This window comes from Mycobacterium hippophais (assembly GCF_027529605.1).
Classification (GTDB): Bacteria; Actinomycetota; Actinomycetes; order Mycobacteriales; family Mycobacteriaceae; genus Mycobacterium; species Mycobacterium arseniciresistens.
On sequence record NZ_JAPZPY010000001.1, the window covers coordinates 1,037,919 to 1,051,348 of the forward strand.

At 70.0% G+C, this 13,430-nt stretch carries 13 protein-coding genes; 3 read left to right on the plus strand and 10 right to left on the minus strand.

The features are described 5' to 3' along the window. Positions 1-64 precede the first annotated feature (64 nt). The 9 genes from O6P37_RS05235 to O6P37_RS05275 all read right to left on the minus strand — a co-directional run bounded on the left by O6P37_RS05235 (position 65) and on the right by O6P37_RS05275 (position 9,570). Positions 65-1,030, minus strand: coding sequence for a 2-hydroxyacid dehydrogenase (locus O6P37_RS05235; protein ID WP_269893032.1), 966 nt, complete (start codon positions 1,028-1,030; stop codon positions 65-67). A 7-nt stretch (positions 1,031-1,037) separates the two neighbouring features. Continuing rightward, positions 1,038-2,384, minus strand: a complete 1,347-nt coding sequence (gudD, locus tag O6P37_RS05240) for a glucarate dehydratase (protein WP_269893033.1) — start codon at positions 2,382-2,384, stop codon at positions 1,038-1,040. Positions 2,385-2,471: 87 nt separating this feature from the next. Beyond that, positions 2,472-3,278, minus strand: coding sequence for an IclR family transcriptional regulator (locus O6P37_RS05245; RefSeq protein ID WP_269893034.1), 807 nt, complete (start codon positions 3,276-3,278; stop codon positions 2,472-2,474). An 11-nt stretch (positions 3,279-3,289) separates the two neighbouring features. Continuing rightward, positions 3,290-4,009 carry a sulfite exporter TauE/SafE family protein gene (locus O6P37_RS05250; protein ID WP_264016176.1) on the minus strand — a complete coding sequence of 240 codons (720 nt, stop codon included), beginning with the start codon at positions 4,007-4,009 and terminating at the stop codon, positions 3,290-3,292. After that, positions 4,006-5,025, minus strand: a complete 1,020-nt coding sequence (locus O6P37_RS05255) for an ABC transporter ATP-binding protein (RefSeq protein WP_269893035.1) — start codon at positions 5,023-5,025, stop codon at positions 4,006-4,008. The genes O6P37_RS05250 and O6P37_RS05255 overlap by 4 nt, the downstream gene beginning before the upstream one ends. Continuing rightward, positions 5,018-6,037, minus strand: coding sequence for an ABC transporter ATP-binding protein (locus O6P37_RS05260; protein ID WP_269893036.1), 1,020 nt, complete (start codon positions 6,035-6,037; stop codon positions 5,018-5,020). Before O6P37_RS05260 ends, O6P37_RS05255 begins: the two co-directional genes overlap by 8 nt. Beyond that, on the minus strand, positions 6,034-7,023 hold the full coding sequence (locus tag O6P37_RS05265; RefSeq protein ID WP_269893037.1) for an ABC transporter permease: 990 nt from the start codon (positions 7,021-7,023) through the stop codon (positions 6,034-6,036). Before O6P37_RS05265 ends, O6P37_RS05260 begins: the two co-directional genes overlap by 4 nt. Before the next feature lie 10 nt (positions 7,024-7,033). Then, on the minus strand, positions 7,034-7,963 hold the full coding sequence (locus O6P37_RS05270; protein ID WP_269893038.1) for an ABC transporter permease: 930 nt from the start codon (positions 7,961-7,963) through the stop codon (positions 7,034-7,036). 14 nt (positions 7,964-7,977) lie between these two features. Continuing rightward, positions 7,978-9,570, minus strand: a complete 1,593-nt coding sequence (locus O6P37_RS05275) for an ABC transporter substrate-binding protein (protein WP_269893039.1) — start codon at positions 9,568-9,570, stop codon at positions 7,978-7,980. 325 nt (positions 9,571-9,895) lie between these two features. Here O6P37_RS05275 and O6P37_RS05280 point away from each other — a divergent pair, with 325 nt between their 5' ends. Next, positions 9,896-10,903 carry a 2-hydroxyacid dehydrogenase gene (locus tag O6P37_RS05280; RefSeq protein WP_269893040.1) on the plus strand — a complete coding sequence of 336 codons (1,008 nt, stop codon included), beginning with the start codon at positions 9,896-9,898 and terminating at the stop codon, positions 10,901-10,903. On the opposite strand, the gene O6P37_RS05285 is transcribed toward O6P37_RS05280, so the two are convergent. Beyond that, entirely contained in the window at positions 10,904-12,346 is a 1,443-nt protein-coding gene (locus O6P37_RS05285) for a carotenoid oxygenase family protein (RefSeq protein ID WP_269893041.1), read from the minus strand. A 70-nt stretch (positions 12,347-12,416) separates the two neighbouring features. On the opposite strand from O6P37_RS05285, the gene O6P37_RS05290 reads away from it, so the two are divergent. Together O6P37_RS05290 and O6P37_RS05295 are read left to right on the plus strand one after the other, a co-directional pair. After that, entirely contained in the window at positions 12,417-13,070 is a 654-nt protein-coding gene (locus tag O6P37_RS05290) for a TetR/AcrR family transcriptional regulator (RefSeq protein ID WP_269893042.1), read from the plus strand. A 68-nt stretch (positions 13,071-13,138) separates the two neighbouring features. Beyond that, complete coding sequence (locus tag O6P37_RS05295) at positions 13,139-13,429, plus strand: CDGP domain-containing protein (RefSeq protein ID WP_269893043.1); 291 nt, start codon at positions 13,139-13,141, stop codon at positions 13,427-13,429. The last annotated feature ends 1 nt before the right edge of the window (position 13,430 follow it).

The window sequence follows — 13,430 nt, forward strand, 5'->3', positions numbered from 1 at the left end:
TATTGCGTCCAGGGCTGTTGATTCGCCGACACAACGACCCTGGACGCAAAAACCAGGCCGCCTCTCAGCGGGCGACGAGGTTGTGCAGCGGCTCGCCGCGGTGCAGCCTGCCGATGTTGTCGGCGATGTCGTCGGCCCGGCCGGTGAAGGTGTCGCGGGTGACGCCCGAGGAGTGCGGCGTCATCAGCACATTGGGCAGGTCGGCGAACGGCAGCGCGCTGGGGGCGCCGTAACCCGTGGCATCGGGGTACCGGTACCAGACATCGACGGCGGCGGCGGCGATGGCCTGAGACGAGAGCGCCTCGTACAGATCGTGTTCGACGACGAGCGGCCCGCGTCCGACGTTGATGAGCACACCGTGCGGCCCGAGCGCGGCGAGTTCGGCGGCGCCGACCATGCCCACGGTCTGTTCGGTCAGCGGGGCCGAGACGACGACGACGTCGGACTCGGCCATCAGGTCGGTGAGCCGGTCGGTGCCCGCCGCCCATCGGAGTCCCTCGGCGGCCGCGTCGAGATTGCCGCGGCCGGTGATGGCAGCGCCGTCGGCGCCGAACGCGCGGAACAGCTCCCAGCTTCGGCGGCCGATGTGGCCGAAGCCGACGAAGCCGATCCTGGCGCCCCGCAGCGAGGAGGGCTGAGCGATCGAGCGGTCGTACACCGAGGTCGCCCATCGGCCGGTGCGCAGGGCCCGGTCCTGCTCGAGGAAGTGCCGCCGCAGCATCACCGATGCGGCGACGACGAACTCTGCCATCGACTGTTCGTGGTGGAACGTGTTCGCCACCAACGTTTCCGGCGACAGGGCATCGAAGTCGATCTTGTCGGTGCCCGCACCCGCGGCGTGCACCAGCCGCAGTTTCGGGGCAGCGGCGGCCAGCTCCGCGCTGAACCGGCCGCCGACGAAGACCTCGGCATCGACCAGCTCGCCGGCGACCGCACCGTCGGGCCAGCACACGCTGACACCGTCGGGCAGTGCGGCTTCGAACCGGTCGCGGTGCGGGGCGAGGTTGGTGTCGCCGACGACGACCTTCATCCGCGCCTCATCGGTCGAGCGCTGGGCGCTTGCTGTCGAAGGTCCAGCCCGGGAGGAGGAACTGCATGGCCGCCGCGTCGTCGCGGGCGCCGAGGCCTTCGCTAAGGTACAGCTCGTGGGCGGCGGCCACGGCGTCGTGGTCGATGTCGACGCCGAGCCCGGGGCGGTCCGGCACGGTGAGGTAGCCGTCGGCGATCGTGAACGGCGCCTTGGTGATCCGCTGGCCGTCCTGCCAGATCCAGTGCGTGTCGATCGCGGTGATCTCGCCGGGCGCGGCGGCAGCGACGTGGGTGAACATCGCCAGCGACACGTCGAAGTGGTTGTTGGAGTGCGACCCCCACGTCAGGCCCCAGGCATCGCACAGCTGCGCGACGCGCACCGAGCCGTTCATGGTCCAGAAGTGCGGGTCGGCCAGCGGGATGTCCACGGCGCCGGTGCGGATCGCATGCCCCATCTCGCGCCAGTCGGTGGCGATCATGTTGGTGGCGGTGGGCAGACCGGTGGCGCGTTTGAACTCCGCCATCACCTCGCGGCCGGAGAACGTGCCCTCGGGTCCGACGGGGTCCTCGGCGTAGGCCAGCACGTCGGTCAGTTCGCGGCAGGTGCGGATGGCGTCCTGGAGCAGCCAGCCGCCGTTGGGGTCGAGGGTGATTCGCGCGTCGGGGAAGCGGTCGGCGAGGGCGATGACGGCCTTGGCCTCATCCGGTGCGGGCAGCACGCCGCCCTTGAGCTTGAAGTCGCGGAAGCCGTAGCGCTCGCGGGCGGCCTCGGCCAGGCGGACCACCGCCTCGGGCGTCAGCGCCTCGTCGTGGCGGATGCGCAGCCACTCGTCGGCGCCGGCGTCCTCGTCGGCGGCCGACCGGTAGGCGAGGTCGGTGCGGGTACGGTCGCCCACGAAGAACAGGTAGCCGAGCGCCTGCACCCGATCGCGCTGCTGCCCGTCGCCGAGCAGCGCCGCGACCGGCACGTCGAGGTACTGGCCGAGCAGGTCGAGCAGCGCCGACTCGACCGCGGTGACCGCGTGCACGGTGACCCGCAGGTCGAACGTCTGCGCGCCGCGGCCGCCGCTGTCCCGGTCGGCGAACCGGGTCCGGATCGCGGCGAGTGTCGCGTGGTAGGCGCCCAGCGCCGAGCCGACCACCAGCGGGGCGGCGTCTTCGAGCGTGCGGCGGATCTGCTCGCCGCCGGGCACCTCACCGACACCGGTGTTGCCGTCGGAGTCGGTGAGCAGCACCAGGTTCCGGGTGAAGAACGGCCCGTGCGCGCCGCTGAGGTTGAGCAGCATGCTGTCGTGTCCGGCGATGGGCACGACCTTCATCTCATTGACGACGGGAGTACGGGTCTGCGCGCTCATGATGTCCTCACCCTAGAATCGCCGTTCTATGCGTGTCCAACACCAATGGGGCATGGACCAATACCGGCATCGAATCAGTCTTGACGCTCATCCTGCGAACCATCGATCGCCGTTGACCAGCGGCCGGACCACCCGGGACACCTTGTCGCAGACCATCCGCAGCGCGTCGACGATCTCGCGTTCCCGCTCGCCGGTGAGACGCTCCAGCGGCACCGACGCGCTGATGGCGTCCTGGGCGGGCGTGACGTAGCGCAGCGGCACCGCGAAACACCGCACGCCCGGGGTGTTCTCCTCGTACTCGGTAGCGTAGCCGCGCACCCGCGCCTCCTCCAGCGACGCGTCGAGCACCGCCCGGTCGGTGATGGTGTGCTGGGTGAGTGGCGAGAGCGACGCCGGGATGTGGGCGTCGCGTTCGGCGCCGAACCGCTCGGCCAGCAGCGCCTTGCCGAGCGCACACGTGTAGGCCGGCAGCCTCCTGCCGACCTTGTTCGACGTTCGGACGTACTGGCGGGATTCGCGGGTCGCGAGGTACACGACGTCACCGCCGTCGAGCCTGCCGATGTGGAACGTCTCGTCGAGGTCGCTGCGCAGGTCGTCGAGGAACGGCGCGATCACGGGCAGGTACGGGTCGGCGTCGAGGTAGCTCGTGCCGACGAGCAGCGCGCGGACGCCGATGCCGTACTGGCTGCCGGTCGGGTCCGACCGCACCCAGCCCTGCGCCACCAGCGTGCGCAGCAGGGCGTGGGCGCTGCTGCGCGGCATGTCCAGCGCTCCGCAGATGTCGCGGATGCGGGCCGGCCGGTCCGGGCGGGCGGCCAGGTATTCGAGCAGTTCGACGGTGCGCACCGCGGACTTCACCCTGCGGTCGGCCGCCGGCTCGGCAGGCTCGCCCATGACGCCCTCCTTCATCCCGTGATCTGCCGGACGATCAGCACGACGGCGCCCACCGCGGAGACGGATATCGCCAGCCAGCGCTGCCGCTGCCGGTCGAGCACCCGGTTCATCAGCCGGGACAGCAGGTAGCCGATCACCACCGCGGGGCTCAGCAGCAGGAAGGACACCACCGAATGCCGGTCGATCTCCCCGCCGATGGCGAGCACCACGAGGGAGAGCACCGAGCCGACCAGGAAGAAGCCGCTCATCGTGCCGCGCAGCCTGGCGCCGGTCACCTTCTGCCAGACCAGGGCCATCGGAGGGCCGCCGATGGCGGTGGCGGTGCCGAGCACGCCGGACGCCGCACCGGCGAGCACCAGGTTGCGCCGGTGTGGCACCGGCGCCCATCCGACACTGGTCAGCAGCACACCGCCGAGGACCACGCCCGCGAGCACGAGCGCGAGCGCCTTGTCCGGCAACATCACCAGCAGCAGCGCCCCGGCGACCGTTCCCGGGACCCGGCCGGCCAGCGCCCAGCCGGTGCCCTGCAGATCGATCTGCTGGTGCTCGCGCGCCACCACCAGGATGGTGACGAGGGTGGCGAGCATGATCAGCGTCCCGGGGATCAGGCTCGGATCGACGAGCGCCACGAACGGCGCGGCCAGCATCCCCATGCCGAAGCCGATCGACCCCTGCATGCAGGAGGCCAACAGGATCGCCGCGGCGATCACGCAGTACGCGGCGACACTCACGCCGACATCGTCGCCAACCCGCTCTGTTCGGACTGCAGCGGGTGGTGGCACAGCGCGGTGTGGCCGTCGGCCCGCGGGTCGGCGGCGACCGGCGGCGTCTGCTCGGCGCAGATGTCGGTGGCGCGCCAGCACCTGGTGCGGAAACGGCAGCCCGACGGCGGGTTCAGTGGCGAGGGCACCTCACCGCTGAGCAGGATCCGCTCGCCGCGCTGCGCGGCGTCGAGCTTCGGCGCCGCGGACATCAGCGCGGCGGTGTACGGGTGGCTGGGCCGGTCGAAAACCGCCTCGGTGGGGCCATTCTCGACGATGCGGCCGAGGTACATCACCGCGACCCGGTCCGCTACGTGCCGCACCACCGACAGGTCGTGGCTGATGAACACGTAGGAGATGCCGAGCTGATCCTGCAGATCGTTGAGCAGGTTGAGCACCTGCGCCTGCACCGACAGGTCGAGCGCGGACACCGGTTCGTCGCAGATGATCACGTCCGGGTCGAGTGCGAGCGCCCTGGCGATGCCGATGCGCTGGCGCTGCCCGCCGGAGAACTCCTGCGGGAACTTGCCCGCGGCCTTGGCGCCCAGCCCGACGAGGTCGAGCAGGCCGCGCACCCGCATGTCGCGGTCCTTGCGGTTCGGGTGCAGCGACTTGTGGGTGCGCCACGGCTCGGCGATGATGTCGCCCGCCGACATGCGGGAGTTCAGCGACGCGTAGGGATCCTGGAACACCATCTGCACGCGGCGGCGGAACTTCAGCAGGTCCTTGCCGCGCAGCCCGAACGGATCGACGCCGTCGAACGTCACGGTGCCCGAGTCGGGGCGCTCGAGCATCATCAGCGTGCGCGCGAGAGTCGACTTCCCGCAACCGGATTCGCCGACCAGGCCGTGCGTCTCGCCGCGAGCGAGGTCGAGGTTGATCCCGTCAAGCGCGCACAGCCGGTTCTTGCCGCCGCCGGGCACGCGGAAGGTCTTGCGGAGATCGCGGACGGTCAGCAGCTGGCCGTCCGTTGCGGTGTCAGGCATTTCGGACCTCCTCCGGGAAGTGGCACGCTGCGGCGCGGCCGCTGCCGGTGGCTGCGAGTGCCGGGCGGGTGGTGACGCAGACGTCGCGGGCGATCGGGCAGCGCGCCTGGTACACGCAGCCCTCGGGGATGGAGTGCAGGTCCGGCGGCGACCCGCCGATCGACTTGAGCGCCTCGCCGCGGACCGCGTTGACGGGCACCGAGTCGAGCAGCCCCTTGGTGTAGGGGTGCCGCGGGTCGGCGAACACCTCGGCGACGGGCCCGGTCTCGACGATGTTGCCGGCGTACATCACCGCCACCCGGTCGGCCTCCTCGGCCACCAGCGCGAGGTCGTGGGTGATCAGGACGACCGCCATGTGGAACTCGGCGCGCAGGTCCCGCAGCAGCGCCATGATCTGCGCCTGCACGGTGACGTCCAGGGCGGTGGTGGGTTCGTCGGCGATCAGTACGGTCGGGTTGAGCGCCACGGCCATCGCGATGAGCAGCCGCTGCCGCATGCCGCCGGAGAACTGGTGCGGGTAGGAGTTCAGCCGCGACTCCGGCTGCGGGATGCCGACCCGCGCCATCAGCTCCACCGCCTTGCGCCTGGCGTCCTTGGCGCTCATGCCCTCGTGGATACGGAAGGGCTCGGACAGCTGAGTGCCCACGGTGTAGAGCGGGTTCAGCGCGGTCAGTGCGTCCTGGAAGACGATCGCCAGCTCGGTGCCCGCCAGCCTGCGCCGCGTCTTGCGGTCAACGGCAAGCAGGTCGTCGTCGCCGAGGCGGGCGGAGCCGGCCACCACCTCGGCGACGGGTTCGAGCAGGCCGACGAGCGCGGTGGCGGTCATCGACTTGCCGCAGCCGGATTCACCGAGCAGCGCCAGCGTCTCGCCGCGGTGGGCGGAGAACGTCACGTCGTCGACGGCGCGGACGGTGCCGGTGATGGTGCGGATGTCGACCGTGAGGCCGTCGACTTCGAGCGCCGGGTCGGCGTCGACCTTGTCGAGCGGAGGATGGTCTGCGACAGCGGTCATGAAAGTGCCTTTGCACGCTTGGTGAAGCCGGACAGTTTCTTCTGCGGGACGGTCAGCCGCCACCGCTGGGCGGGATCGGTGGCGATGCGCGCCCAGGCGGCCAGGATGGTGGCCGACACCGTGGTGATGACGATGGCGAGGCCGGGGAAGAACGACAGCCACCACGCGGTGTGCAGGTAGGTGCGGCCCTGCGACACCATCAGGCCCCAGCTGATGTCGGGCGGCTGGATGCCGATGCCCAGGAAGCTCAGCGAGCTCTCGGCGAGCATCACGTAGCAGAAGTCGAGCGTCGCGACCGTCAGCAGTGTCGGCAGCACGATGGGCAGCACGTGGCGCCAGATGATGGAGTGCGCGCTGGCCCCGAATGTCCTTGCGGCGTCGACGAAGAGCCGGCTCTGCAGCTCGGCCGACTCGGCGCGGGCGGTGCGCAGGTAGACGGGGATGCGGGTGATCGCCAGCACCAGCACGATGTTCGCGGCGCTCGGGGAGAACACGTAGAGCACCACGACGGCGAGCAGCAGGGACGGAAAGCTCATGATGACGTCGGCGACGCGCATCGCGATGGTCTCGCGCCAGCCGCGGTGGTAGCCGGCCCACATGCCGACGGCCGAGCCGATCACCGCCGAGATCACCACCGCGGGGATCGCCACCGAGAGCGTGGTCTGGCTGGCGACGATGAGCCGGGCCAGCATGCTGCGGCCCAGCGGGTCGGTGCCGAGGATGTTCGCCCAGCCGTGGGACAGGGTGAAGGGTGCCTGGTTTGAGTTGTCCAGGTCGATGTCGGTGGCGAGGTCGCCCACGAGCATCGGCCCGAACGCGGCGGTGAGGAACACCAGGCCGAGCACGCAGGCCGCAACTGCGGCGACGCGGTCGTTGACCAGCAGCCGGAACCACGTCGACCGGTTTCGGCCCTTCGACAGGTCGGTGTCGGCCTCGCCGACGATCGCGGTGGTCGGTTTGACCGGCACCATATCGATCTGAGTCATGGTGAGCTCCTTAGACCTTCGCGGGTTCGCGGACGCGGGCGTCGAGCAGGGCGTAGCAGGCGTCGATGATGATGTTGAGCAGGAAGATGCTCACCGCCGTCAGCAGCACGGCGGCCTGCAGCACCGCGAAGTCCCGTTGCAGGATCGCGTCGATCATCAGCTTGCCGATGCCGGGCCAGCCGAAGATCGCCTCCACCACGACGGCACCGTTGATGAGGCCGACGGCCAGGTCGCCGGCCACGGTCAGCGCGGGAGCGGCGGCGTTGCGCAGCGCGTGGTGGGTGACGACGCGGAAGTCGCCTGCGCCCTTGCTGCGCGCCAGCCGGATGTAGGGCGCCGACAGTGCGGACACCATGGCGCCGCGCACCACCTGGGTGAGCACGCCGAGCGGGCGGATCATCAGCGTGGCGATCGGCAGGATCCACGACAGCATCCCCGCGTCGGTGCCCGAGGTGGGCAGCACGCCGAGCAGCACCGCGAACAGCCACACGCCGGTGATCGCGAACCAGAAGTCCGGGATGCTGGCGGCGGTCATGGACAGCAGGCTGGAGAACCGGTCGGCCAGCGAGTTGGGCCGGTAGGCCGCCCAGCAGCCGATGACGACGGCGCCGACCATCGCCAGCAGCATGGTGACCAGGGCGAGCTGCAGTGTCGCGGGAAAGGCCCGCAGCGCCATCTCCGCGGCGGGTTCACCGGTGCGCAGCGAGGACCCGAAGTCGAGATGCAGTACGCCGGTGAAGTAGTCGCCGAGCTGGGTGAGCCAGGGCTTGTCGAAGCCGTTGGCGGCGGCGAACTCCGCGCGCTGTTCGGGTGTCGCCGACTCGGGCAGGTACAGGTTGGTCGGATCGCCGGTGAGCCGGGCCAGCAGGAACACGCCCAGCAGCACGATGATCAGGGGCAGGGCGCTGGTGTACATCCGGCGCCGGACGAAGGGGAACATGGTGTCGGCCTTCCTTACTGGGCGTCGGTGCGGTCGGTGGCGCCGTCGCGGGCCGGTGTCATCTCGGCGAGCCGCATCTCGTCGCCGGTGGCGGAGTTGGGGGTGTAGTCCACGCGCGGCGACTTGCCGAGGATGCCGGTCATGTGCGCGATGTAGGCGAACTGGGCGACCTCGTCGGGTTCCTCGGCGAACAGTTCGGCGTAGGCGTCCTGGCGCTGCTGGCCGGTGAGCTGGCCCGCCGCGTCGATCTTCTTGTCGAACTCCGGCGTGCCGCAGCCGTTCTGGGCGCCGTCGGTGCGCATGTACTGATCGACGCTGAACGCGGCGTCACCGGCCTGGTTGCCGTGCATGATCAGCGCCACGAACGGGCCGGCGTTCTCCGGGAAGGGCCGCAGCTGGAACTGCAGCTGACCGGCGGTGTCCATCATCTCGATCTTGGCGTTGAGGCCGACGTCGGCGAGCTCGCTCTGGATCACCTCGACGGTCTCGACGACCTTCGGGAACTGCGCGGTGCGGCCGATCAGTCGGATCTGGCGGTCCACCGGAACACCGTCGGCCCTGGCCTCGTCGACGAGTTGCTTCGCCTTGTCCGGATCGTGCGGCCACGCGGCCAGTTCGCCGTTGTGGCCGACGACGCCGTCGGGAATCAGTTGTGCGGCGGGTTCGCCCATGTCGCGGAACAGCGCCTTGACGATTCCGCTGCGGTTGACGGTGTAGTTGATCGCCTGCCGCACGCGGATGTCATTGAGCGGGGCGTCGGTACAGGTGATGCGTAGCGCGGTGGTCTCGTTGTTGGGGAACTCCACGCCGAGATCGCCCGCGCCGTCCTCGAGGCCGAGGCCCGTCGCGATGTCGGTCTCGTCGCCGGTGATCATCGCGGCGCGGACGCTGCCCTCGCTGCGCCACTGGTATTCGGCGCGGGCGAACGACGGCTTCTCCGCCCAGTAGGTCTCGTTGCGCTCGAGCACCAGCTTCTGCCCGTAGTCCCAGTCACCGATGACGTAGGGGCCGGTGCCGATCGGCTCGCGCACCTTCTCCGTCATGCTCGTGGTGCGCGGCACGATCTCCACGAACGACAGCCGCAGCGGGAGAATCGGATCGGGCGTCTCGGTGGTGACTGTCAGCTTCGTGTCACTCGGGGTGTCCAGTACCAGCTTCTCGTCGCCGAACACGTAGCCGTCGACGTTGCACTGCAGGTCGGAGTTCACCGCGCGGTCGATCGAGAAGGCGGCGTCGGTGGCGGTGAACGGCGCCCCGTCGGAGAACGTCACCCCGGACCGGATGTCGAAGCTCCAGACGTTCGGCGAGTCCTGGCGCCAGCCGGTGGCCAGCAGCGGTTCGAGGTCGCCGGTACCCGGATCGCGCTCGATCAGCGGCTCGCTGATGTTGGAGCGGACCACGACGCCGGTGGAGGTCAGCGAGCTCTCACAGGGTTCGAGCGTGGGCGGTTCCTGCTGCAGCACGATGCGCAGGGTGTTCGGGTCGTAGCCGCCGTGTCCGCTGTTGGCCACCGTGCAGCCGGCGGCTGTCACACAGGTCGCCGCAGCGGCGGCGGTGAGGGCCAGCACGCGGCGCGCCCGCCGCGTGGTCGGGGTTGTGGACCTCATGAATCCTCCGAAAGTGGCGTCCACGTATGTGGATGACTTGTGTGATCGCAACCACACGCTAGGGATGGGCGGAATGCGGGTCAACCGCCGTGAACGGCCCGGAGCGGCGTGGAAGTGACGCGCGGCACACGGCGCCGCGGCAGGTTAGGTGACGGTAATTATGGGCCTGAGCTGCGGGATGATGGTGTCGGCGGCTTCGGCGATGCGCCGCCGGTTACGTCAGCCGTCGATCCATGCAGGTTCCGTATAAACCCATGCCAATTCCGAGTTGGACGGGTATCCGCGGCCCGGCCTACGGTGACAACAGCCCCGACAGAGGAGAACCGTGCCCAGCACCGACGACACCGCCACCCGCCGTGATCCTTCCCGCCGTCCGGGTGTGCTGCAGGTGGGGCCGCTGAAGCCCTCTCTCGCCGAGACACTGCGCACCGAGTACGACGCCCGCGTGCTGCCCGAGGACGCGGGCGAACGTGAGCGGTTCCTCGGCGCCGAGGCGGCAGACGTCACCGTCGTGGTGACCTCGGGCCGCACCGGTGTGGACGCCGCACTGATGGCGGCGTTGCCACGCTTGGGCGCAGTGATCAACTTCGGCGTCGGCTACGACACCACCGACGTCGACGCCGCGGCCGAACACGGTGTGCAGGTGAGCAACACACCCGACGTCCTGACCGACTGCGTCGCCGACACCGCCGTCGGGTTGATGATCGACACGCTGCGCCGCTTCTCGGCCGCCGACCGCTACCTGCGCGACGGCCGCTGGCCGGTCGACGGCAACTACCCGCTCACCCGGCAGGTCAGCAACACCCGGGTGGGCATCCTCGGCATGGGCCGCATCGGCGGCGCGATCGCCAAGCGGCTCAGCGCATTCGGCTGCACCATCTCCTACCACAACCGCAACCGGGTCGAGGGCTCGCCGTACACCTACGCCGCGTCGCCCGTCGAACTCGCCGGCGCCGTCGACGTGCTGGTGGTGGCGGCGGCCGGCGGTTCGGGCACCCGGCAGCTGGTCGGCCGCGACGTGCTCGACGCTCTGGGCGCCGACGGCTACCTGATCAACATCGCCCGTGGCAGTGTCGTCGACGAGGACGTCCTGGTCGAGGCCCTCACCCAGGGCCGCCTGGCCGGTGCCGGTCTCGACGTGTTCGCCGACGAGCCCCATGTGCCCGAGGCGCTCATCGCCCTCGAGAACGTGGTGCTGCTGCCGCACGTGGCGAGCGGGACCGTCGAGACGCGGGCCGCCATGGAGGCGCTGACGCTGCGCAATCTCGACGCGTTCCTCGCCGACGGCACGCTCGTCACGCCGGTGCCGATGCCGGTGCCCGCCGCGGGCTGACTACGTTCCCGCGGGCACCCAGTTGCCGTGGAAGCCCGCGGGCACCCGGTGCGGCAGCTTCACCCTGGCCACGTCCTCGAGGGTCTGCGCGTCCAGGATCGCCAGCTCGCTGCGGTCGGTCACCCGGTCGTAGAGGTACCCCATCAACACGCCGTCGTCCTCGTCGGCGTCAGCTGACGTCGGCTCGAACACGAACTCGCCCAAGGACTTCCCCTCACCGAACGACCGCGCCCGGCTGTCGCCGCCGATCAGGTCGTGCTTGAACAGCGTGCCCTCGGGTGCGGTGGCGTCGCCGACGGCGGGCGCATAGCCGTAGCGGTGCCGCTTGCCCACCAGCCGTTCGTCGATCCGCGGGAACTCCTGCGCGCGGTCGTCGATCCGGGACTCGCGAACCTTCCCGTCGGCGAGGTCGACGGTCCAGCGGTCGAGCGTGGGCGGTCCCTCGTTCGGCCCGAGATGGTCGGTGTCGAACATCTTCGGGTGGCGCACCACGTCGAGCACGATCGTGTCACCGTCCTCGTAGGCGTTCATCGGGTGGAACACGTAGCACGGCTCGACGTCGAACCACCGCACGTCGGCGCTGTCGCCGTCGCGCGGCATCACCCCGACCCGTGCGGGATAGCGCGGGTTCCACGAGTACGGGAAGCGCCGGTCGGCGCCCATCGCCCCGACCTGCCGGGCGGCGATCGGATCGGGGATGCGGACGCGGCCGATCAGCGCGGACAACAGAAGTCGAGCGGGCAGCCGCAGTCCACGTGGCACCGTCATCTCCGCGGCCTGGCGGTTGTCGAACGTCACCGGCAGGTCGTAGAACACCACGTACCGCTCGGTGAGCGAGAAGTCGTGCATCATCGGGCTGCCGTTCACCTCGACGTGGACGGTGCGGCGGGCCCGGCCGTCGACGCCGATCACCGAGTACCGCACGGTGTTCCCGCGATGCATGCCGTAGGTGACGGCGTGCAGTTCGCCGGTGTCGGGATCGCGCTTGGGATGCGCCGCGTACCCGCCGCGTAGAGTGCCGTCGAAGTCGCAGACGCCGACGGTGTCGAGTTCCTCGGTGAGTTCGTAGTTCGCCACGCCACCCTCGATCAATGCGAGCGTCCTGCCGGCGTGCCCGATCACGTTGGTGTTCGCCCCGATCTCCGAGACCCCGGGGTTTCCGGTCGGCGGGGTGTCACCGAGCATCCGGCTGGCGTGCGGTCCGCGCACCCACCTGTTGCGGTACCACTCGGCCTTCCCGTCGCGCAGCCGGATGCCGTGCACCATTCCGTCCCCGATGAACCAGTGGTAGAGCGCCGGGTCGATCTCCCCGATCGGGTTCGGCCCGTTGCGCAGGTACCGCCCGTCGAGGTGGCCCGGGATCGTGCCCTGCACCTCGAGGTCGGTCAGCGTGTACTCCTCGTCGATCGGTGCGAGAGCGCCCTCGAGATATCGATTCCCCATGCCATGCCCCTATAACAGTGTTATTTCGCGGTCGACCTATGTATAACACCGTTATGAGACGATGGCAATGATGAACGCCGACCCGAAACGCCAGATGGTCGAGGCAGGGATCCTGATCCTCGAGCGCGACGGCCTGCCCGCCCTGAGCGCCCGCCGCGTCGCAACCGAGACCGGCACGTCGACCATGGCGGTGTACACGCACTTCGAGGGCATGCCCGGACTGGTCGAGGCCATCGCCGCCGAGACGTTCGCCCGCTTCACCCGGGCGCTCACCGACATCGCGCAGACCGACGACCCGGTGGCCGACTTCTTCGTGATGGGCGTGCGCTACCGCGAATTCGCGCTCGCCCACCCGCAGCGCTACCAGATGATGTTCGGCACCTCGGCGCAGTCACTCAACCGCCACCACGCCGACCTCACCGTCACCGGAAACTCCAGCAACAGGCCTGATTTCGCCGTGTCGTTCGAGGCGCTCCTGACCGTGGTGCGCCGGATGATCGCGGCGGGCCGGATCCGGGACGACGGGGTGTCGGTGGTCGCAGGGCGGCTCTGGAGCATCACCCACGGCACGGTGCTGCTCGAGATGGCCGGCTTCTTCGGCCACGAGGACCACGGCCTCACGCAGATACTCGCGCCGCTCACCATCGACACACTCGTCGGCCTCGGTGACGATCGCGAGCGCCTGGACCGGTCGTTGGCCGCGGCGATCGAGGCGATCTCCTAGTACCGCCGAATCCGGGCGGCCGAGTCGGTAGCGTCGACAGTGGTCGGGCATCGTGACGGGAGGCAACCATGAAGCGCTGCATCGCCGGAGGATCGGCCGCCCTGCTGATGGCCGCAACGCTGCTCACCGCCGCTCCCCCGGCCGCCGCCGGTTGCCTGTACGGCGGACCCGTCCTGAGCAAGTGCGACGGACCCGTGCAGCCCGACGGCACCTGGCAGCGCTGCGTGGCGGTCGCCCAGTGGGTTCCCAGCGGCTTCAGTTCCCACCTGGTGCCCGTCAAGCACTGCAATCCGATGGGTCCCGGTCAGCCTGCCCGCGACCTCAACTTCGCCGACCCGCCTGCGCGCATCGCGCCCTGAG